Origin of the sequence: Reyranella sp. (genome assembly GCF_004297405.1) — a bacterium.
In the GTDB taxonomy this organism is placed as follows: Bacteria; Pseudomonadota; Alphaproteobacteria; order Reyranellales; family Reyranellaceae; genus Reyranella.
Genome location: NZ_SCVC01000006.1, coordinates 871,922 through 889,816, shown reverse-complemented (window position 1 = coordinate 889,816; position 17,895 = coordinate 871,922). Strand labels below are relative to the sequence as shown.

Annotated in this window: 23 protein-coding genes, 1 tRNA gene and 1 pseudogene; 13 read left to right on the top strand and 12 right to left on the bottom strand. The window is 64.0% G+C overall.

The window, feature by feature from the left end; translation table 11 throughout:
• Positions 1–7 precede the first annotated feature (7 nt).
• Positions 8–84 (top strand) — tRNA-Met (locus EPO50_RS06795).
• 69 nt (positions 85–153) lie between these two features.
• Positions 154–1,176, top strand: a complete 1,023-nt coding sequence (locus EPO50_RS06790; protein ID WP_296342257.1) for an NAD(P)/FAD-dependent oxidoreductase — start codon at positions 154–156, stop codon at positions 1,174–1,176.
• A gap of 18 nt (positions 1,177–1,194) precedes the next feature.
• On the opposite strand, the gene EPO50_RS06785 is transcribed toward EPO50_RS06790, so the two are convergent.
• Positions 1,195–2,658, bottom strand: a complete 1,464-nt coding sequence (locus tag EPO50_RS06785; protein WP_296342255.1) for an amidohydrolase family protein — start codon at positions 2,656–2,658, stop codon at positions 1,195–1,197.
• Between the two features lie 121 nt (positions 2,659–2,779).
• Here EPO50_RS06785 and EPO50_RS06780 point away from each other — a divergent pair, with 121 nt between their 5' ends.
• The 4 genes from EPO50_RS06780 to EPO50_RS06765 are packed head-to-tail and all read left to right on the top strand — an operon-like array spanning position 2,780 to position 6,802.
• Positions 2,780–3,736, top strand: a complete 957-nt coding sequence (locus EPO50_RS06780) for a dihydrodipicolinate synthase family protein (RefSeq protein ID WP_296342254.1) — start codon at positions 2,780–2,782, stop codon at positions 3,734–3,736.
• Positions 3,737–3,740: 4 nt separating this feature from the next.
• A complete protein-coding gene (gene hydA, locus EPO50_RS06775) occupies positions 3,741–5,210 on the top strand; it encodes a dihydropyrimidinase (RefSeq protein ID WP_296342252.1) in 1,470 nt (489 codons plus the stop codon).
• 13 nt (positions 5,211–5,223) lie between these two features.
• A complete protein-coding gene (locus tag EPO50_RS06770; RefSeq protein ID WP_296342250.1) occupies positions 5,224–6,174 on the top strand; it encodes an N-carbamoyl-D-amino-acid hydrolase in 951 nt (316 codons plus the stop codon).
• Position 6,175: 1 nt separating this feature from the next.
• Positions 6,176–6,802: a flavin reductase family protein gene (locus EPO50_RS06765; RefSeq protein ID WP_296342248.1), complete on the top strand. Its 627-nt coding sequence runs from the start codon at positions 6,176–6,178 to the stop codon at positions 6,800–6,802.
• Between the two features lie 13 nt (positions 6,803–6,815).
• On the opposite strand, the gene EPO50_RS06760 is transcribed toward EPO50_RS06765, so the two are convergent.
• From EPO50_RS06760 to EPO50_RS06750, 4 genes and pseudogenes are all read right to left on the bottom strand, one after another.
• Positions 6,816–7,310: a hypothetical protein gene (locus EPO50_RS06760; protein ID WP_296342246.1), complete on the bottom strand. Its 495-nt coding sequence runs from the start codon at positions 7,308–7,310 to the stop codon at positions 6,816–6,818.
• Positions 7,307–7,417 (bottom strand): hypothetical protein, encoded by a 111-nt coding sequence (locus EPO50_RS31510; protein WP_367268032.1) that lies wholly within the window; start codon positions 7,415–7,417, stop codon positions 7,307–7,309. Before EPO50_RS31510 ends, EPO50_RS06760 begins: the two co-directional genes overlap by 4 nt.
• Positions 7,418–7,670: 253 nt before the next feature.
• A pseudogene (locus tag EPO50_RS31505) lies at positions 7,671–7,952 on the bottom strand (Rieske 2Fe-2S domain-containing protein); the annotation flags it as partial.
• A gap of 20 nt (positions 7,953–7,972) precedes the next feature.
• Positions 7,973–8,647 carry an aspartate/glutamate racemase family protein gene (locus EPO50_RS06750; protein ID WP_296342242.1) on the bottom strand — a complete coding sequence of 225 codons (675 nt, stop codon included), beginning with the start codon at positions 8,645–8,647 and terminating at the stop codon, positions 7,973–7,975.
• Positions 8,648–8,747: 100 nt separating this feature from the next.
• Between EPO50_RS06750 and EPO50_RS06745 the strand changes: the two genes are divergently transcribed.
• Genes EPO50_RS06745 through EPO50_RS06730 form a run of 4 tightly spaced genes read left to right on the top strand, consistent with a single transcriptional unit; the run spans position 8,748 to position 11,708 of the window.
• Entirely contained in the window at positions 8,748–9,599 is an 852-nt protein-coding gene (locus tag EPO50_RS06745; protein ID WP_296342240.1) for a transporter substrate-binding domain-containing protein, read from the top strand.
• Positions 9,600–9,608: 9 nt separating this feature from the next.
• Positions 9,609–10,352 (top strand): amino acid ABC transporter ATP-binding protein, encoded by a 744-nt coding sequence (locus EPO50_RS06740; RefSeq protein WP_296342238.1) that lies wholly within the window; start codon positions 9,609–9,611, stop codon positions 10,350–10,352.
• Positions 10,352–11,032 (top strand): amino acid ABC transporter permease, encoded by a 681-nt coding sequence (locus tag EPO50_RS06735; protein WP_296342236.1) that lies wholly within the window; start codon positions 10,352–10,354, stop codon positions 11,030–11,032. The genes EPO50_RS06740 and EPO50_RS06735 overlap by 1 nt, the downstream gene beginning before the upstream one ends.
• A gap of 10 nt (positions 11,033–11,042) precedes the next feature.
• Positions 11,043–11,708 (top strand): amino acid ABC transporter permease, encoded by a 666-nt coding sequence (locus tag EPO50_RS06730; RefSeq protein WP_296342234.1) that lies wholly within the window; start codon positions 11,043–11,045, stop codon positions 11,706–11,708.
• Here the strand turns inward: EPO50_RS06730 and EPO50_RS06725 are convergent.
• On the bottom strand, positions 11,705–12,091 hold the full coding sequence (locus tag EPO50_RS06725; protein WP_296342232.1) for an MliC family protein: 387 nt from the start codon (positions 12,089–12,091) through the stop codon (positions 11,705–11,707). The genes EPO50_RS06730 and EPO50_RS06725 overlap by 4 nt on opposite strands.
• 88 nt (positions 12,092–12,179) lie before the next feature.
• Between EPO50_RS06725 and EPO50_RS06720 the strand changes: the two genes are divergently transcribed.
• Both EPO50_RS06720 and EPO50_RS06715 read left to right on the top strand, forming a co-directional pair.
• On the top strand, positions 12,180–13,148 hold the full coding sequence (locus EPO50_RS06720) for a tripartite tricarboxylate transporter substrate binding protein (RefSeq protein ID WP_296342230.1): 969 nt from the start codon (positions 12,180–12,182) through the stop codon (positions 13,146–13,148).
• A gap of 66 nt (positions 13,149–13,214) precedes the next feature.
• On the top strand, positions 13,215–13,568 hold the full coding sequence (locus EPO50_RS06715; protein WP_296342228.1) for a hypothetical protein: 354 nt from the start codon (positions 13,215–13,217) through the stop codon (positions 13,566–13,568).
• Positions 13,569–13,591: 23 nt separating this feature from the next.
• On the opposite strand, the gene EPO50_RS06710 is transcribed toward EPO50_RS06715, so the two are convergent.
• Positions 13,592–13,948 (bottom strand): hypothetical protein, encoded by a 357-nt coding sequence (locus EPO50_RS06710; RefSeq protein WP_296342227.1) that lies wholly within the window; start codon positions 13,946–13,948, stop codon positions 13,592–13,594.
• Between the two features lie 135 nt (positions 13,949–14,083).
• Positions 14,084–14,398, bottom strand: a complete 315-nt coding sequence (locus tag EPO50_RS06705; protein ID WP_296342225.1) for a hypothetical protein — start codon at positions 14,396–14,398, stop codon at positions 14,084–14,086.
• Between the two features lie 160 nt (positions 14,399–14,558).
• Here EPO50_RS06705 and EPO50_RS06700 point away from each other — a divergent pair, with 160 nt between their 5' ends.
• Entirely contained in the window at positions 14,559–16,076 is a 1,518-nt protein-coding gene (locus tag EPO50_RS06700) for an amidohydrolase family protein (RefSeq protein ID WP_296342223.1), read from the top strand.
• Here the strand turns inward: EPO50_RS06700 and EPO50_RS06695 are convergent.
• The 4 genes from EPO50_RS06695 to EPO50_RS06680 form a co-directional block, all read right to left on the bottom strand.
• Complete coding sequence (locus EPO50_RS06695) at positions 16,073–16,408, bottom strand: hypothetical protein (protein ID WP_296342221.1); 336 nt, start codon at positions 16,406–16,408, stop codon at positions 16,073–16,075. The two genes, EPO50_RS06700 and EPO50_RS06695, sit on opposite strands and share 4 nt — an antisense overlap.
• A gap of 67 nt (positions 16,409–16,475) precedes the next feature.
• Positions 16,476–17,045 (bottom strand): NnrU family protein, encoded by a 570-nt coding sequence (locus EPO50_RS06690; protein WP_296342217.1) that lies wholly within the window; start codon positions 17,043–17,045, stop codon positions 16,476–16,478.
• A 50-nt stretch (positions 17,046–17,095) separates the two neighbouring features.
• Positions 17,096–17,392, bottom strand: coding sequence for a hypothetical protein (locus EPO50_RS06685; RefSeq protein ID WP_296342216.1), 297 nt, complete (start codon positions 17,390–17,392; stop codon positions 17,096–17,098).
• A 69-nt stretch (positions 17,393–17,461) separates the two neighbouring features.
• A complete protein-coding gene (locus EPO50_RS06680; RefSeq protein WP_296342214.1) occupies positions 17,462–17,851 on the bottom strand; it encodes a hypothetical protein in 390 nt (129 codons plus the stop codon).
• Positions 17,852–17,895 lie beyond the last annotated feature (44 nt).

Below are 17,895 nucleotides of genomic sequence, written 5' to 3'. Positions count from 1 at the left end.
CACCCATGGCTGGGTAGCTCAGCTGGTTAGAGCACGGCACTCATAATGCCGGGGTCGGCGGTTCAAGTCCGCCCCCAGCTACCAAATTCTGGCCCCCGGTCCATCATGGCCGGGGGCCTTTCATTTGCGCGCTGCCTGCGCCAGTTTAGGACCATGGCCAACGGACATACGCACCAAACCGACGTCGTCATCATAGGCGCGGGGCCCGTGGGCCTCTTCACCGTGTTCGAATGCGGCATGGTTCGCCTCAACTGCCATGTCGTCGACGTGCTCGACGATGCCGGCGGGCAGTGCACGGCGCTCTATCCTGAAAAACCGATCTACGACATTCCGGGTTTTCCGCGTATCGAGGCGGCGGAGCTGATCGTCCGCCTGAAGGCGCAGGCATCGCCCTTTCGGCCGGTCTACCATCTTGGCCAGCAGGTCCAGGCGCTCGAGCCGCTGACCGGCGGCTTCTGGCGGGTGACAACCTCGAAGGGCACCGTGCTGCAGACCAAGGCGGTGATCATCGCCGCCGGTGTCGGCGCCTTCGGCCCCAACCGTCCGCCGCTGGAGGGCATCGAAGCCTACGAAGGCAAGAGCGTCTTCTACTATGTGACGCACCGCGAGACCTTCAGTGGCCGCAAGGTGGTGATTGCGGGCGGCGGCGACACGGCGGTCGACTGGGCGTTGTCGCTGTCCGAGGTCGCGAGCCGCGTGACGGTGGTCCATCGCCGCGACCGGTTCCGCGCCGCCCCCGAGAGCGAGGCGCGTCTGAAGGCACTGGCCCAGGCCGGCAAGATCGACCTCGTCGTGCCGTATCAGCTCCATGGTCTGGAAGGGACCGCTGGACATCTCTCCTCGGTGGTCGTGTCGACGCTCGATGGCGCCACGAAGAAGATCGCGGCTGACGTGCTGTTGCCGTTCTTTGGCCTCTCGATGTCGCTGGGGCCGATCGCGGAATGGGGCCTGGCGCTGGAGCGCAACCAGATCGAGATCGACCCCTCGACCTCGGCCACCAGCAAGGCCGGCATCTTCGCGGTCGGTGACGTCGTCACTTATCCTGGCAAGCTGAAGCTGATCCTGACGGGCTTCTCCGAGGCCGCCATTGCGGCACGCTCGGCCTATGCGCTGATCCATCCCGAGACGCCGCTGCACTTCGAGTATTCGACGACCTCGGGCGTGCCCGACGCCTAACGCCAACCTTCGTCGACGTCACGTCACCGGACGCGACTGCGGCAAGCGTTCGCGCGTGCCGTAGACGGGCGGGGCGAGCTGTTCGGCGCTGCGGCCGGCCCAATCGCGCTGGCTCACCGTTTCGAGCCGCTTGCGCTGGCCCTCGATCAGGCCGGCCGTTGCGGCTTCGACATCGACCGTCAGCACCTTGCCGTCACGCACGACCTGCGCACCGTCGACATAGACGTGGCGGATGGCGCGGTCGCTCGCCGAGTAGATCAGGCTGCGGACCGGCTCGTGCGCCGGCTGCATGTAGGGATGGCTCATGTCGACCAGCGAGAAGTCGGCCTTGCAGCCCGGCGCCAGGCGTCCGAGATCGGGCCGGCGCAGGATCTTGGCGCCGCCGACTGTGGCCGCTTCGAAGGCATGCCGCGTCGTGCCCATTTTGTAGTTCATGGTGAAGACACGGGCGAGGTAACAGACCAGCCGGATCTCATCGAGCATGTTGTGCGGGAAGGTATCGGTGCCGATGCCGACGGTGATGCCCGCGTTCATGTAGCGGCCGATCGAGTTCATCACCATGCCGCGGCGGGCGAACACGGTCGGGCAGTGGGCGACCGATGCTCCCGAATCGCGCAAGCGCTCGAAGTCGTTGGCATGCGGGTAGTGGATCTGCGGGTGGTCGTTGAGGAAGATGCCGTGGCCGATGATGAGATCGGGCCCGAGCACGCCGATCGAATCGAGCCACTCGATGGGCGTCTTGCCGTGGCGGTGGACCATCTCGTGAAACTCGACGACGGCCTGGCAGGCATGCGTCTGCATCGGCAGGCCACGCCGCCGCGCCTCCTGCAACGCCTCCTTGAAGAAGCCTTCACGGCAGGTGTCGATCTGCGCCGGGCCGACCATGCCCGAGATGCGGCCGCTCGGATGCCTGGCCGCTGCGTCGAGGGTCTTCATCGAGGTCTCGAAGGCCTTCTCGCCGGCCTTCTCGTCCCAGGCATATTCAACGGTGTAGCCGTTCTTGGTGTACCAGACGCCCTGGCGCATCATTGGGCAGACGACGGCGCGAATGCCGGTCGAGGCGAGGTCGTCGACCCAGCCGTCGCGCGCCATCGACAGGTCGGTGATGGTCGTGACGCCGCTCTTCAGCAGCTCGGACACCGCAACCTTCGAGGATGGGCCGGCATCCTCGGGATTGAGACCGAAGACGGTGAGATATTCGTAGAGCGAACTTTGGCCGAGCTTGTCGCTGCCATACTCCTCAGTGAGCCCCTTGTTGGCGGGCTCCGAGAAGGGATGGCTGTGCACGTTCACCAGGCCGGGGATCGCCATCATCCCGTTGCCGTCGATGGTCGTGTCGACCGGACCCGTGTAACCCGGTCCGACATGGGCGATCTCATTGCCCTTGAACACGAGATCGGCGTCTTCGAGGTAGACGTGTCGCTGTTCGGCCTCGTCCCACGCAACGATATGGTCGAGGCCGGCGATCTTGGTCGTCTTCATGTTCATTTTTATCCGAAACTTGCTTCTCTTCGGGTAAGAACACTGGCCGACCCGACGATGCTCGACAAGCGCCCCGCGGGTGGCATGATCGCTGCAAGAAGCGCGCCGAGGAGCGTCGACCATGTCGTCAAACAAGCTGAATGAGCAGGCAAAAGGCGTTTTCATCATCGCGGCGACGCCGTTTACCGACGATGGTGCGCTCGATTTGCAGAGCGTCGATACGTTGACCGATTTTTATTTGGGCTGCGGCGTACATGGATTCACCCTGCTCGGCATGATGGGCGAGGCGCACAAGCTCACGGCCGAAGAATCGATCTCCGTCGTCAATCGCGTGATCGGCCGCGCGCAGGGCCGCCAGGTGATCGTGGGCGTGAGCCATGCCGGACTCGAGAATGTGCGTCGTCTCTCGCATGAGGCGATGATCGCGGGCGCCGCGGGCGTGATGGTGGCACCTCCGCCGGGCCTCAAGGGCGACGACGGCATCTACAATTACTATGCGCAGGTCTTCCAGGCGCTGGGTCCCGACATTCCGGTCGTCTACCAGGACTATCCGCAAACCACCGGCGTCTATCTGCCGGCCAACGTGTTTGAGCGGCTGGTCGACGACTTCAAGCAGCTCGTCATGCTGAAGCACGAGGATGCGCCCGGCCTCGCCAAGCTCACCCGCATTCGCGAGGGCGAGAAGAAGCCGGGCCGCCGCCGCGTTTCGATCCTGGTCGGCAATGGCGGCATCTACTATCCGCAGGAGATGCGGCGCGGCGCCGACGGCGCCATGACGGGCTTCGCCTGGCCGGAGATGCTGGTGCAGGTCTACGACCTCTTCGCCAAGGGCAAGCCCGAGGAGGCGGAGGATCTGTTCGACATTTATCTGCCGCTCGTGCGCCACGAGGTGCAGCCGGCAATAGGCCTGGCGCTTCGCAAGGAAGTCCTGTTCCGCCGCGGCGCGATCAAGAGCCCGAAGCAGCGTGCGCCCGGCTCGTCGCTGACCGCGACCGACAAGACCGAACTCGACTCCTTGATCGCACGCCTCGAAAGGCGATTGGCCAGCGCAGGCCGTTTGCCCAAGGCGGCGGAGTAGGGACATGGCCGACTTCGACCTCATCGTCCGCAACGCCAAGATCGTTACCGCCGAACGCCAGACCGAGGGCGACATCGCCGTCAAGGGCGGGCAGGTCGTCGAGATCGGTCCCGATATCAAGGGCAAAGGCACGCGCGAGATCGATGCCGGCGGCAAATTCGTCCTGCCGGGCGGCGTCGACAGCCATTGCCACATCGAACAGAAGTCGGGCTTCGGCATCATGTGCGCCGACGATTTCTACTCCGGCACCGTCTCCGCCGCTTTTGGCGGCACCACCACCGTGATTCCCTTCGCGGCCCAGCATCGCGGCATGTCACTGCGCCAGGTGGTGAAGGACTATCATGAGGCCGCGACGCCCAAGGCGGTGATCGACTACGCCTTCCATCTGATCGTCACCGATCCCACGGAGCAGGTGCTGGGGCAGGAGCTGCCGGCGCTGATCAGGGACGGCTATACCTCGTTCAAGATCTACATGACCTACGATGCGATGAAGGTCAGCGACTACCAGATCCTGGACATCCTGGCGCTCGCCCGCCGGGACGGTGCGCTGGTCATGGTGCACGCCGAGAACCACGACATGATCCAGTGGCTGGCGCATCACCTGATCGAGCAGGGCCATGGTGCGCCGAAGTTCCATGCCATTGCCCATGCGCGAGTCGCCGAAGCCGAGGCGACCAACCGTGCGATCTCGCTGGCGCGGCTGGTCGATGCGCCACTGCTGCTGGTGCACATGTCGGAGATCGAGGCGATCGAGACGCTGCGTCAGGCGCAGAAGAAGGGCCTGAAGATCTTCGGCGAGACCTGTCCGCAGTACATCGCGCTCACTGCCGACGACATGGACAAGCCCGGTGTCGAAGGCGCCATGTGGTGCTGCAGCCCGCCGCCGCGCGATTCGGAAGCACAGGAAGCCGTGTGGGCCGCACTGAAGGATGGGACCTTCCAGACCTTCTCGTCGGATCATGCGCCCTATCAGTTCAACGAAAAGGGCAAGATCCCCAAAGGTGACAAGACCACCTTCAAGGAGATGGCCAATGGCGTGCCGGGTCTGGAGATCCGGTTGCCGATCCTTTTCTCCGAGGGCGTGCAGAAGGGCCGTATCACCCTGCAGCAGTTCGTGGCGTTGACTTCGGCCAACCACGCCAAGCTCTACGGCCTCTATCCGAAGAAGGGCACGATCGCCGTCGGCTCCGACGCCGACTTCGCCATCTGGGACGCCGACAAGGACGTCACGGTCCGCTGGGCGGACCTGCACGACAATGTCGGCTACAGCCCTTACGAAGGCCGTCAGCTCAAGGGCTGGCCGATCACCGTCGTGAGCCGTGGCCGGGTCGTGGTCGAAGACGGTAAACTCAATGCCGAGCGCGGCTCGGGCCAGTTCCTGCCCTGCGCGTCGCCCGATTCCGCCAAGCCGCAGGGTCAGACTGCGCCCGAACTGCAGGCCATGTCCCGCTTCGGCCTGAAGCCGCTGTTTTAGAGGAGAGAAGAACGTGTCCCGTCGTCTGAAGGTCTCTTCCGCCCAGCTCGGGCCAATCCATCGTGCCGATAGCCGCGCAAGCGTGGTCAAGCGCATGATGGAGATGCTGAAGGAGGCCGACTCGCGTGGCTCGAAGTTCGTGGTGTTCCCCGAACTCGCGCTCACGACCTTCTTCCCGCGCTACTGGATGGAAGACCCGAACGAAGTCGAGAAGTACTTCGAGAGCCAGATGCCGAGCCCGGAGACGCTGCCGCTGTTCGAGCTGGCGCGCTCCAAGGGCATCGGCTTCTACCTGGGCTATGCCGAGCGCACTGAGGAAGGCGGCAAGCCGCACCACTTCAATACCTCGATCCTGGTCGGGCCCGACGGCCGGCTCGTCGGCAAGTACCGCAAGGTCCATTTGCCGGGCCACGACGATCATCGCCCGAACGTGCCATACCAGCATCTCGAGAAGAAATACTTCGAGGTCGGCGACTTCGGCTTCAACGTCTGGAAGATGTTCAAGGACGACGTGATCGTCGGCCAGTGCATCTGCAACGACCGGCGCTGGCCCGAGACCTTCCGCGTCATGGGCCTGAAGGGCGCCGAGATGGTCGTGCTGGGCTACAACACGCCGAGCGACAACGTCTATGCGCCGCACGAGCCGCCGTACCTGCGCGTGTTCCATCACATGCTCTCGCTGCAGGCCGCGGCCTACCAGAACGGCATCTGGGTCGTGGCCACCGCCAAGGCCGGCAAGGAAGACGGCTTCTGGCTGCACGGCGGCTCGGTGATCGTGGCGCCGACTGGCGAAGTCGTCGCCAAGGGCACGACCGAGGAGGACGAGGTCATCTCCTACGATTGCGACCTGTCGCTCGGCGAGTACATCCGCAACACCACCTTCAACTTCGCCAAACACCGCCGGCCGGAGCACTACAAGCTGATCTCCGAGCGTGCCGGCGTCAAAGTGGAGCCGAGTAACTGACATGCAATACGCCGTCGACGACGTGAACCATCACGATCGCTACAAGATACTGACCGCCTTCGTGCTGCCGCGGCCCATCGCCTGGGTGACCACGCTGGGGCCGACCGGCATCGTCAACGCCGCGCCCTTCAGCTTCTTCAATGTCTTCGCCGAAGACCCGCCGCTCTGCATGTTCGCCATCAACAAGCGGCCGGACGGGCGGATCAAGGACACTTGGACGAACATCGAGCGCACGGGCGAATTCGTGGTCAACCTGACCGACGAGCCGCTGGCGCGAGTGATGCACGAGTCGAGCGGCGACTTTCCGCCGAACGTGGGTGAGCCCGACTATCTCGGCCTGAAGCTCGCGCCGTCGGTCGACGTCAAGGTGCCGCGGCTGGCCGATGCGCCGTGGTCGATGGAGTGCAAGACCTGGCAGGTCATCAACGTCAAGGACGACCGCCAGCTCGTGATCGGCGAGGGGCTGCGCTTCCACATCCGCGACGAACTGTGGGACCCCAAGGCGATGCGCGTCCACATGGACAAGTACCACCCGGTCGGTCGCATGTTCGCCGACCGCTACTGCCGTACCGACGACCGCATGGAGTTCCCGGCAGCGCCTGTCGTGAAAGCCAAGGCGGCGGAATGAGCGTTCTCGCGGTTCAGGCCAACGCCTCGCCGCGCGCCATCGCTTCTCTATAGGCTTCCTCGAACCAGACGGCTCGCTCTTCGAAGGCGCCGGCTCGCCGCTTCCCGGGCATCTGGTGGGCGACAGTCTGGTGGTTTTCGCAGACGGCATGGTCTTGGCGCTGCACATGACGCAGGGCCAGTCCCACCAGGTGAGGACGTACCAGCTCCGTCAAACGCATGGTCCAGCGTTTGAGCGGGCTGCGGTCTGCCGGAAAGGGAGCGGGATAGAACCAGCTGCGCATGGTCGTGCGATCCGGCCCCTCCGCCACATGCTGCAGCACGACCACATACCAGAAGCCGTGATCGACCATGAAATGGGCGACGATGAAATTGGGAAACATCTGGAACAACCGGAAGTCTGCCGAACGCCATTCGCCCGCCCGGCATTCCGTCGCCATCGTCTCCAGCGCCGTGCGGTCGGGCGTGGTGAAGTAGGCGCTGTGCGGTCCGAAACGGAAGTAGCTCATCTTTCGGGCTTCAGGTATCCCTGCTTGCCGAGCGTGCCGGGATGGACGGCAACGATGTGATAGTCGTCGAGATTGATCTGATGGCAGAACTTCCAGTTGGCTTTCACTGATCTTTTTGATCGAACGCCGCTTGCTTTGCCCTCCCGACATGGCCTCCAGGATGGGGAAGCCTTCGGCGAGATACTGCTCGAGCGTTTCACTTGTACCGAGGCCGCGGAACCGGCCGAAGATGAAGTCGCCGCAGAGGGCAATCTCGACTTCGGTCAGCCGGGCGTTGAGTTCGTGCGGCGTCTTGCCGAACAGCTGGCGGCATTGTGGGATTCCGACGGCCCGACCTTCCCGATCGTATTGCCAGTGATGGAAGCCACAGACGACAGGGCCATTTCCCTTGTCGGCGTTGCGCAGAGGAAACGAGCGATGAGCGCAGACATTCTCGAAAGCACGCAGCTGCTTGCCGAAGCGCTGCACGAAGACCGAGCGCGAGGCCAGTGACGTGCGGAACCAGTCGTTGTCGTTGGGCAGGTCACTGGCAAGACCGAGAAAGGTCCAGATCGACGCCAGCTTCGATTGCTCGAAGGCGAATGCCGCGGGATCCGTGAAAGTGTCGAGCCGTGAAAACTCATGCTGGTGCGACGGCGTCAAGGACCCTCACTCAAACTACGCTAGCCCCAGGCCAACCTTGTCCGCCCGATCGCCATGGAGACGGCGGCCTGGCTGGGCTCGACGACGGGGAGGCCGACATGGCGCTGCAGGCGGTCGCGGTAACGCGCCATGCCGGCGCAACCCATGACCAGCACATCGGCTCCGTCCTCGTCGCGCAGCTCGGCGGCGACTTCGGCCATGCGGCTGAAGGTGCGCGCCTCGTCACTGAGTTCGACGACGCCGAGCCCGATCGCGCGATCGCCGGCCATGCGGTCGTTCAGGCCCATCTGCCCGACATAGCGCAGGTGGCGCGGAATCGACTTCCGCAGGATGGAGATCACGCCGAAGCGCTGTCCGAGCGTGAGCGCTGTCAGGATGCCGCACTCGGCGATGCCGAGGACCGGCTTCAGCGTCAGTTCGCGTGCCGCATGCAGGCCGGGATCGGAGTAGCAGGCGATGACGAAGGCCGAGCAATCGTTGTCGCGTTTCTTGACCATCTCGCCGATCAGTCCGACGACCTGTTCGACATGCGCCTGGTTCTCGATGCCAGGCGGACCTTCCTTCAGGGTGACGCACTCGATGGCCGGGCCGCCCTTTATGCGCAGCGGTTCCATCGTGGCATCGATGCCTTTGGTTACGGCTTCGGTGGAGTTGGGGTTGATGACCAGGATACGGTCGGATCTGGGGTCGGGCATGGCGCCGAAGATGGCCTCTAAATTGCTATTCAACAATGGCTGATCTAACGTCGCCGCCTGGGGAAAATGGCCTGGAAAAATGGGAAGGGAGGCATTCGAAATGTTGAATCGTCGTTTGGTCGCGCTCGCTGTCGTGGCGCTGATCTCAGCAAGCCCGGCGCTGGCGCAGGACAAGAAACCGCCGTTGCGCACCGGCGTCGACGGCACCTTCGCGCCGCACGCCATGCCCAAGCTGGGCGGCGGCATCGAGGGGTTCCAGATCGACCTCTTCAACGAGGTCGCCAAGCGCATGAAGCGTGAGATCGTCATCGACGCCGTGAGCTTCTCGACCCTGATCCCGGGCATGCAGGCCGGCCGCTACGATTTCATTGCCGCGCCGACGACGGTGACCAAGGAGCGGGCCGAGAACATGCTGTTCACGGCGGGCTATATCTGGACGTCTTTCCAGTTCGGCATCAAGAAGGGCAGCGCGCCGATCAAGGGCTGGGAAGACCTCAAGGGCAAGGCGGTCGCCGTCAACAAGGGCACGCCCTACGAGAAGCTCGCCAAGGAGATGGGCGAGAAGCACGGCTTCACCGTGCAGGTCTACGACACGCAGCCCGACGCGACGCAGGCCGTGCTCTCGGGCCGTGCCTACGCCACCTTGGGCGGCAACACGACGATCGTCTACGCCGCCTCGAAGAACCCGCAGTTCGTCGCCGATCTCGAGCTCAAGGAGACGCGCGCGCATTGGGCGGCCCCCGTGCCGAAGAACAATCCGCAGCTTCGTGCCGAGCTCCAGGATGCACTCGATTGCATGAAGAAGGACGGCACCATCGCCAAGATGGCCGAGAAGTGGTTCGGCAAGAAGCCCGAGGCCGACGATCTCGCCGTGGTGATCACGCCGGGCTACGGCGTGCCGGGCATGCCGGGCTACGATCCGACGCCGCACGAACTGAAGTGCGGCGGCTGATCCGAGCCGATGGTTCAGAAGCACATTGTAGAGGCCCGCGGCATCCACAAGCATTTCGGCCCCCTTCATGTCCTGAAGGGGGTCGATCTCCAGGTGGATGAACGCGAGCTGGTGTTCGTCATCGGGCCGTCGGGCTCGGGCAAGTCGACCTTGCTGCGTTGCCTCAACCGGCTGGAGGAGCCTTCCTCCGGTTCGGTCGTGGTCGACGGCATCGATATGCTCGACCCGAAGACCGACATCAACCATGCGCGTCAACGCATCGGCATGGTGTTCCAGTCCTTCAATCTCTATCCGCACATGACGGCGCTGGGCAACGTGACCCTGGCGCTGCGCAAGGTGGCCGGCAAAAGCCGCGCCGAAGCTGATACGCTGGCGCGCAAGGCGCTGGAGCGGGTCGGGCTCGCCGACCGCGCCGACCATACGCCGGGCCAGCTCTCCGGCGGCCAGCAGCAGCGGGTCGCCATCGCGCGGTCGATCGCGCTCGAGCCCAGGGTCATGCTGTTCGACGAGCCGACCAGTGCGCTCGATCCCGAGCTGGTAGGCTCGGTGCTGGAGGTCATGCGGTCGTTGCGTGAAACCGGCATGACCATGATCGTAGTCAGTCACGAGATGGGCTTCGCCCGCAATGCCGCGGATCGCGTGGTGTTCATGGATGACGGGCTGATCGTGGAGCAGGGGCCGCCGGCCGCCATCTTCGAGAACCCGGCTCACGAACGCACGCGGGCGTTCATCGGGCAGATCCAGAGACACTGATGGGTGGTTGGGACCGTTTCGTCGAGACCTTCTTCAACGCGAAGGTCATGGCGAAGTACCTGCCGGACATCCTGTCGGGGATGGTGGTCACGATCGAGCTCGCGCTCCTGATCGTCGTCACCGGCCTGGGGGCGGGCCTTGCACTGGCGCTGCTGCGCTCGCTCGGCATCCGGCCGTTGAACTGGTTGATCATCTTCATCGTCGACCTGTTCCGGTCGCTGCCGCCGCTGGTGATCATCGTCCTGATGTATTTCGGGCTGCCCTATGCCGGCCCGTCACCTTCCGGCTTCGTCTCGACCTGGCTGTCGCTCGCTTTGGTGCTGATGGCCTTCTCCGAGGAGATCTTCTGGGCCGGCATCACGTCGATCCCGCGCGGGCAATGGGAAGCCTCGCGTTCGACCGGCCTGTCCTATGGTCAGACTTTGTTCAACGTGATCCTGCCGCAGGCCTTCCGGCTCACCATCCCGCCGCTCACCAACCGTACCATCGCCATCACCAAGGGCACGGCGCTGGGCACAGTCGTCGCCGTCACCGAGATACTGGGGCAGGCGAGTTCGGCCGTGTCGAACTCCTACAATCCGTCGCCGCTGATGATGGGCGCTGCTGCCTACATCGTGTTGTTCTTCCCGGTGGTCGTCGCTGCCCGCTGGATCGAAACCAAGTTCGCCTGGAAGCGGTGAGGGCGACACCATGATCCAGACCTTCTTCAATCTAGACATCATCGTCGCAGCCTGGCCGATCGTGATGTCGGGCCTGTGGAACACCATCCTGCTGTCGCTGATCGTGGTGCCGCTCGGCCTGTTCGGCGGACTGATCCTGGCGCTGCTGGCGTCGATCCGTCATCCGCTGGTGCGCTGGCCGCTGATGGCCTGGGTCGATTTCTTCCGCGCCTTCCCGCCGCTGGTGCTGCTGGTCCTGCTGTTCGCGGGCCTGCCCTTTGCCGGGCTGGAACTGGGCGGCTTTGCCTGCGTGGCGATCGCGTTCTTCCTCAACACCGGTTCCTACTACGGCGAAATCTTCCGGGCCGGCATCGACTCCGTGCCGAATGGACAGGTCGAGGCGGCGCGCTCCACGGGCCTCAGCCGCATGCAGGCGATGCGCTATGTCGTGCTGCCTCAGGCGGTGCGCAACGTGTTGCCTGACCTGCTGTCGAACACCCTGGAAGTGGTGAAGCTCACCTCGCTCGGCAGCGTCGTCGCCGTGCCGGAACTGCTCTACGAAGCGCGGCAGGCCCAGAGCCTCACCTACAATCCGACGCCGATCGTCATGGCGGCCGTGATCTACTTCCTGATCCTCTGGCCGCTGGTCCGACTGCTCAGCCGTCTCGAAAACCGCGCTCTGGCAGGGCGTCGCTAGCTTTTGGCGGCGACGCAGCCGGCATAGGTCATCGCCTTGCCTTCCTCGACGAAGGCGGTGTTGCCCTTGCTCCAGAATACGAACGATTCGTCCGCATTGGCGTAGCGAATGCCCGAGCCCGACAGGGTCTGCGGCAGGTTGAGTTTCCGCCCATCACTCAGCGAAATCGCGACGCGGCCGCCGGGGATCGGCTGACCGTTCGGCGCCGTACGTGAAGGCCCATCGAAGTAGTCGGCGACGATCGTCTTGTTCTGCTGGCAGGTGTAGCGGACGGTCGAGATCGGCTGGTCGGGCGCGGGCGCCTTGATCGGCGGACCGTCGTGGCAGGCGACCGCAGCGAGAGCCAAAGGCAGGAAGAGGAAACGAACGGTCGCTCTGCGCATGGTCATTCTTCCCCACACTGGATCGGTGATCCTCTATCCCATAGCCTGATGCCGAACGGCGATAAATAACGCCTGGGAGGAACTACCGATGCATTCGATCGTCCGCGCACTCGCGGGCTGCCTGTTGGCATTTGGTCTCGTCCAGCACGCGGCAGCGCAAACCAACTGGCCCGAGAAGCCCGTGAAGCTGGTGGTCGGCTTCACCGCCGGCAGCGCCACAGATGTCACCGCACGCCTGTTTGCACAGAAATTCACCGAAGCGTGGGGCCAGCCGGTGGTGGTCGAGAACGTTACGGGCAACTCCGGCGCCATCGGCGTCGATCGCGTCGCCAAGGCCACGCCCGACGGCTACACGTTGATGTGGTCGGGCAATGCCGCCATCACCATCCTGCCCAGCATGCAGGCATTGCCTTTCGATCCGTTGAAGGACCTGACGCCGATTTCGACCTCGCTGGTCATGCCATCGGTCTTTGTGGTGAACAACGATCTGCCGGTGAAGTCGATCGCCGAGCTGATCGCCTACGCCAAGGCCAATCCGGGCAAGCTCTCCTACGGCACGCCGGGAGTGGGGACGCCGCAGCATATCGCGGGTGAGCTGTTCGCCCATCTCGCCGGAATCAAGATGGAACACATCCCTTACCGCGGGGCCAATCTCACCGACGTGATGAGCGGCGTCGTGCCTCTGGGTATCCAGAACGCCGGCGCAGCCATGCCGTTGGTGCGCGACGGCCGCGTGCGCGGCATCGCGGTCACGTCGCTGAAGCGCACCTCCTCGGCGCCCGATCTGCCCACGCTGGCGGAGCAGGGCTTTCCGGGCTTCGAGGCGACGTCGTGGTTCGCGCTTTTAGGGCCGGCCGGGCTGCCCAAGCCGATCGTCGACAAGGTGCGGGCGGAATCGCTGAAAGCGCTGGCCGATCCTGAGCTCAAGAAGAAGATTGCCGCCATGGGCCTCGATCTGGTCGGCAGCACGCCCGAGGAAACCCGGGCAGCCATCGCCGCCGATATCCCGAAATGGGCCAAAGTGATCAAGGACGCCGGCATCAAGCCGGGTCAGTAGCAGCCGGCACGGCTGGCCTGCTCCGGCCATGAGCTGTAAGATTGCACGACCATCAGGGGATCGTGCATGTCAGGCAGATCCATCCTCACAGCTGTTGCGCTCAGCCTCTGGTTTCTCATCTCTGTCGCCGTCGTTGCGACCGTGGCCTATGTCGGCTTTATCGGTGTGGGCGTCGCCGGCCTCATAATGTGGTTCATCTGGACATTGGTCGAGCTGGACACCGATGCTGCCGTGGGCGACGAACTCTCGCCGGGCTTTCCGGCGCGTCAGGTCGAAGCGAAGGCGAGCCGATCGAACGAGGAACTAGCAGCTTCGTTCGGCGAACGCTTGCTGACCATGCAATCCGTTCGCTTCTTCCGCAAATTCGGCGCCGGCCTGGCTGTCGTCGGTATCGGCGGGTTCCTGCTCTTCCAGGTCTGAGGCGCGCAGGTCTGGCGAGGCGATCACCATTCCTCGATCATCTGCCCGTTGGGCAGGATGGTGATCTTCTTCGGCACGCCCTGGGGCCGCGTCGGTACGGCATCGCGCGTGACATCGGCCTTCCATGAGCCATCGGGACGCTGCTGCAGGCGCTGGACCTTGTAGTCCTGGCTCTGGATGCGATCGCGCGTCATCGATTGCGTGCTGGGATAGGGGGCTGGCGGCGCCATCACGGGCGCAGCCGGCGGGGTCGGGGGCGGCGGCAAGGCACCCGGCGACATCGTATCGGGCATACGGCCGGCATTGCCGATCGAACCCGGCGGGAGCTGGGCGAAAGCTGCCCCGGTGGCCACGACCATGGCCACTAAAGTGGCGGACATCGGAAGGAGGCGCATGGGACTCATATGGGACGTCCCGGCCTGTCTTCCAGATGCGCAAAAAGAAGCAAACGCGCGAAAACGGGACGCCCAACTTACGCAGGGCGCCCCGCCGTTCGCGTGCAGAGGGTGTGGCGCCTACTGCTCGCGAATCCTGCCTGTCGTGTCGAGCATCACGGCAATTTCGGCGTTGTTCTTCATCGCCTTGCCGCTCCAGTTGCCGGCGTTGTCGCGCTTGAGCTGCTTCACGCCGCTATAGCCCTTGGCTTCGAGCGCGGCCTTTGCCGCGGCCTCGCTGGCAATCGGCTTCACGGTTGGACTTTCGGTCCGAGGCATCGTCGTTGTGCCGGTCGGTGCGCTCGGTGTGCCGGGCTGCGTTGTCGTTTGGGCGTAGACGGCGCTGCTGACGCCAGTGGCTGCGATCAGGGCGAGAGTGACGAGAGTGGTCTTCATGTCGGTCGTCCTCTGTTCGAGCAAGCGAGAGGGTGGGCTTGCGCAGGATCAACGCCACGTCGCGCGAGGGCGTTGCATCGAAAATTGCCACCGACGAATCGAGCGTGGTCCATGCTAGGAGAGTGTTCGGCAGCGCACCGCATGAGGGAGGACGAGCGAAATGGCGAAGGCAGCAATGACGGTGGTTCGCGGTGGTCGTGTGCTCGATATCAAGCGCCACGCTGCACCAAAGGCTGACATCCTCATAAAGGGCGACACGATCCTCGAGATCGGCAAGCCCGGCCTTGCGGCACCGGCGACCGCGACGCTGATCGACGCACGCGACCGATTGCTGCAGCCCGGACTGGTCAACGGCCATACGCACAGTCACGGCAATCTCGCCAAAGGCATGATGGATCGCATCACGCTCGAACTGTTGCTGACCGCCAGTCCTTACATGAGTGGTGCGCGTACGCTGGAAGACAAATACTTATCGAGCCTGATCGGCGCGGCCGAAATGGTGCTGAAAGGATGCACGGCGGCGTACGATCTCGCGGCTGAGTTTCCCATGCCGACGGCCGAAGGGCTGGCGGCAATCGGCCAGGCCTATGCCGATATCGGCATGCGCGCGACCTTGGCGCCGATGGTGGCCGATACCAGTTTCTTCGAGGCCATTCCCGGCCTGATGGAGCGCCTGTCACCGGCACTGCAGAAGGAAGTCGAGCGCTATCGCCTGGCGCCTTACAAGGCGAGCGTATCGCAGATGAAGAAGGCGCTGCACGGCTGGAAGCTCGGATCGAAGGGCGTACATCTCGCGGTGGCGCCGACCATCCCGCATCATTGCAGCCGCGAATTCCTGCTGGCCTGCCTGAAGCTTTCGAAAGACTACGGCACCGGCCTGCACAGCCATGTCGCGGAGTCGAAGGTCCAGGTGATCGCGGGTTACCAGCTCTACGGCAGCTCGCTCACCGCGTACATGGATTCGCTCGGACTTATCGGGCCCGACTTCACGGTCGCGCACGGCGTATGGCTCGACGGTGACGACATGAAGCTGCTGGGCGATCGCGGCGCCTCGGTCTCGCACAACCCCGGCTCTAACATGCTGTTGGGTAACGGCATGGCCGACATGCGCGGCATGCTCGATGCCAAGGTGAATGTCGGCATCGGTACCGACGGTGCGAGCTGCTCGGACAATCAGAACATGTACGAGAACATGCGTCTCGCCTCGATGGTCTCGAAGGTGCAGGGGCCGGACCGGCAGAACTGGATCTCGACGGACGAGGCGCTGCAGGCGGCGACCGCCGGCAGTGCGCAGGCTCTGGGACTGGGGGACCGTATCGGCAAGCTCGAAGCGGGCTACAAGGCCGATATCGTGTTCCTCGACCTCGGCCACGTGAACTGGATTCCGTTCAACGACCCGACCAACCAGATCGTGCACACCGAAGACGGCTCGGCCGTTCATTCGGTGATGATCGGCGGCCGTATGGTGGTCGAAAATCGCAAGCTCCTGACCGTCGATCTCGCCCAGATAGCGAAGCAGGCGGAGAAGGCGCGCGAGCGGCTGGCCAGGGGGCGTGGTCCGGCGAAGGCGCTCTACGATAGATTGGAAAAAGTGGTGGGAACGTTCTGTCCGGGGCTCGCCAAGCAACCGCTACATATCGACCGGTTCGGCGGCGGGCATCACCATGCCCACCATTAAGATCGCTGCTCGTGCCAGCCTCTGCGCCGGTAGCCGTAGCGGGCGAGGCCGACGGCGACCATGCCATTCACCACCAGGGCGCCGGTCACGATCGCAAGCATGACGATCAGGCCGGTCATCGACGCATCGAACAGGTAGACGGAGACGGTGAGGCCGACGACGGCGCCGCCGGCGATCACCAGCATGACCAGGAGCATCACGATGGCCAGCGCGTAGAGGCCCTTGGCGAGAAGGTAGAGCGGACCGCCCAGTGCGCCCCAGACGTACGACCCCCGATCGAGGACGAGTGTCTCGTCCGTCTCGGGATTGTCCAGTCGGTAGGTATTCAGCACACTGTCACATCGCGCAATAGGGGCGCGAAGCTAGCACGGGGTTGCGCCCGAAGCCAACAATACGACCTCAAGCTGCTGCCACGCCTATCAGAGTGTCGTGCAGCCAGAACATGAGGACATAGGCCGCCGTTCCGAGCAGAAGCACCAATGCATCGTTCTTCGACCAACCGACCTGTGCGGCGCCGGCATCGCCGCGCCGCTTGAGGGAAATGCGATCGTATACCGCCCAGATCAGCAGCCCACCGAACAGGATCATGGAGCCGAGATCGCCGTTCACCAGCAGATGCGACAGCGCCCAGGCCTTGACGGCGACCAGCATCGGATGGCGCAGCAGGGATTTGATCCGGCTGGGCGGTGAATAGGCCGAAACCAGCGCCACGAAAGCGAACCACAGCAGGAACAGGGCGATCGGATGGAAGATCGCGAAGGGCGGGTTCCAGGCCTGGACGTAGCCCGCGCTGCGATACGCGCCGAAGCCGACGACGATCAGGACAAGCCCGGCGAGCGAGACGAGCGAATACAGGCCCTTGTAGGGACCTTCACCCAATCGGCCGATGAGGGCGGCTCGGGTGCCGCGCAATGTTCCGAGCGTATGGACGCCGAGAAAGAGAATTAGACCGCCAACGAGCCATGCCATGCCTGCGATCATAGCATGGCTGGCTGTGGGGGATTGAACGGCGCTTTATTCTATCGCGTCATCTGCGTGACGTTGCCGGTGGAGTCGACAGCGATGGCGACTTCCTCGTTGTTCTTGGTCGCGCGCGCACGCCAGGAGCCGTCGTCCTGGCGTTTCAGGTCCTTGATATTGGTGTAGCCGCTGGCTTCGATTTGCGTGCGTGCAGAGGTGGCGCTTTGCGCCGTGCCGGGCATACCGGCAGGCGGTACCGACGGTGTCGTCGACGTGCCGGATGGGCTCCCTGTTTGCGCTATCACGATCGACGTGGACGCCAGGAGGGCGATGGCTGTCAGGGGGACGAGTTTCATGGGAGGCACTCCTCGGCGTTACGGATGCCCCTCAGTAATGCGGTTCGGCTCCTAACGTTGCACGCCGTCTCAGCTGAGATCCTCGGTCGACACCTTGAACGCATAGCCAGGGGCGCAGCCCATGACCTTCAGGAAGGTTTCGTCGACCAGACGCGCAATCGCCTCGGGCTGGTTGCCGCCGGTGCCGACGGTGGCAAAGGCGTTGGCGTCCCAATCGACCAGCGCGAGGTCGAGATCATGCAGAGTCTCGAGCGCGCCGCTCAATTCCAGGCGGCTGAGCGGATCGTCGGCATAGGGGTAGGGCGCCAGATTGATGGTTTCCGCCATGACCTGAATGGATACATCCAGGCCGTCGGCATTCACCGCTTCGAGAGTGCAGCAGAGCATGCCGCCTTCGTTCTTCTCGCTGTAAACATCCCCTATTGCGGCGGCAATCGCCTCCGCTTGACCCTGACTCATGGACTGGTTCTCCTATCCTCGAGGGTTATTGCTGGCGAGTCGCC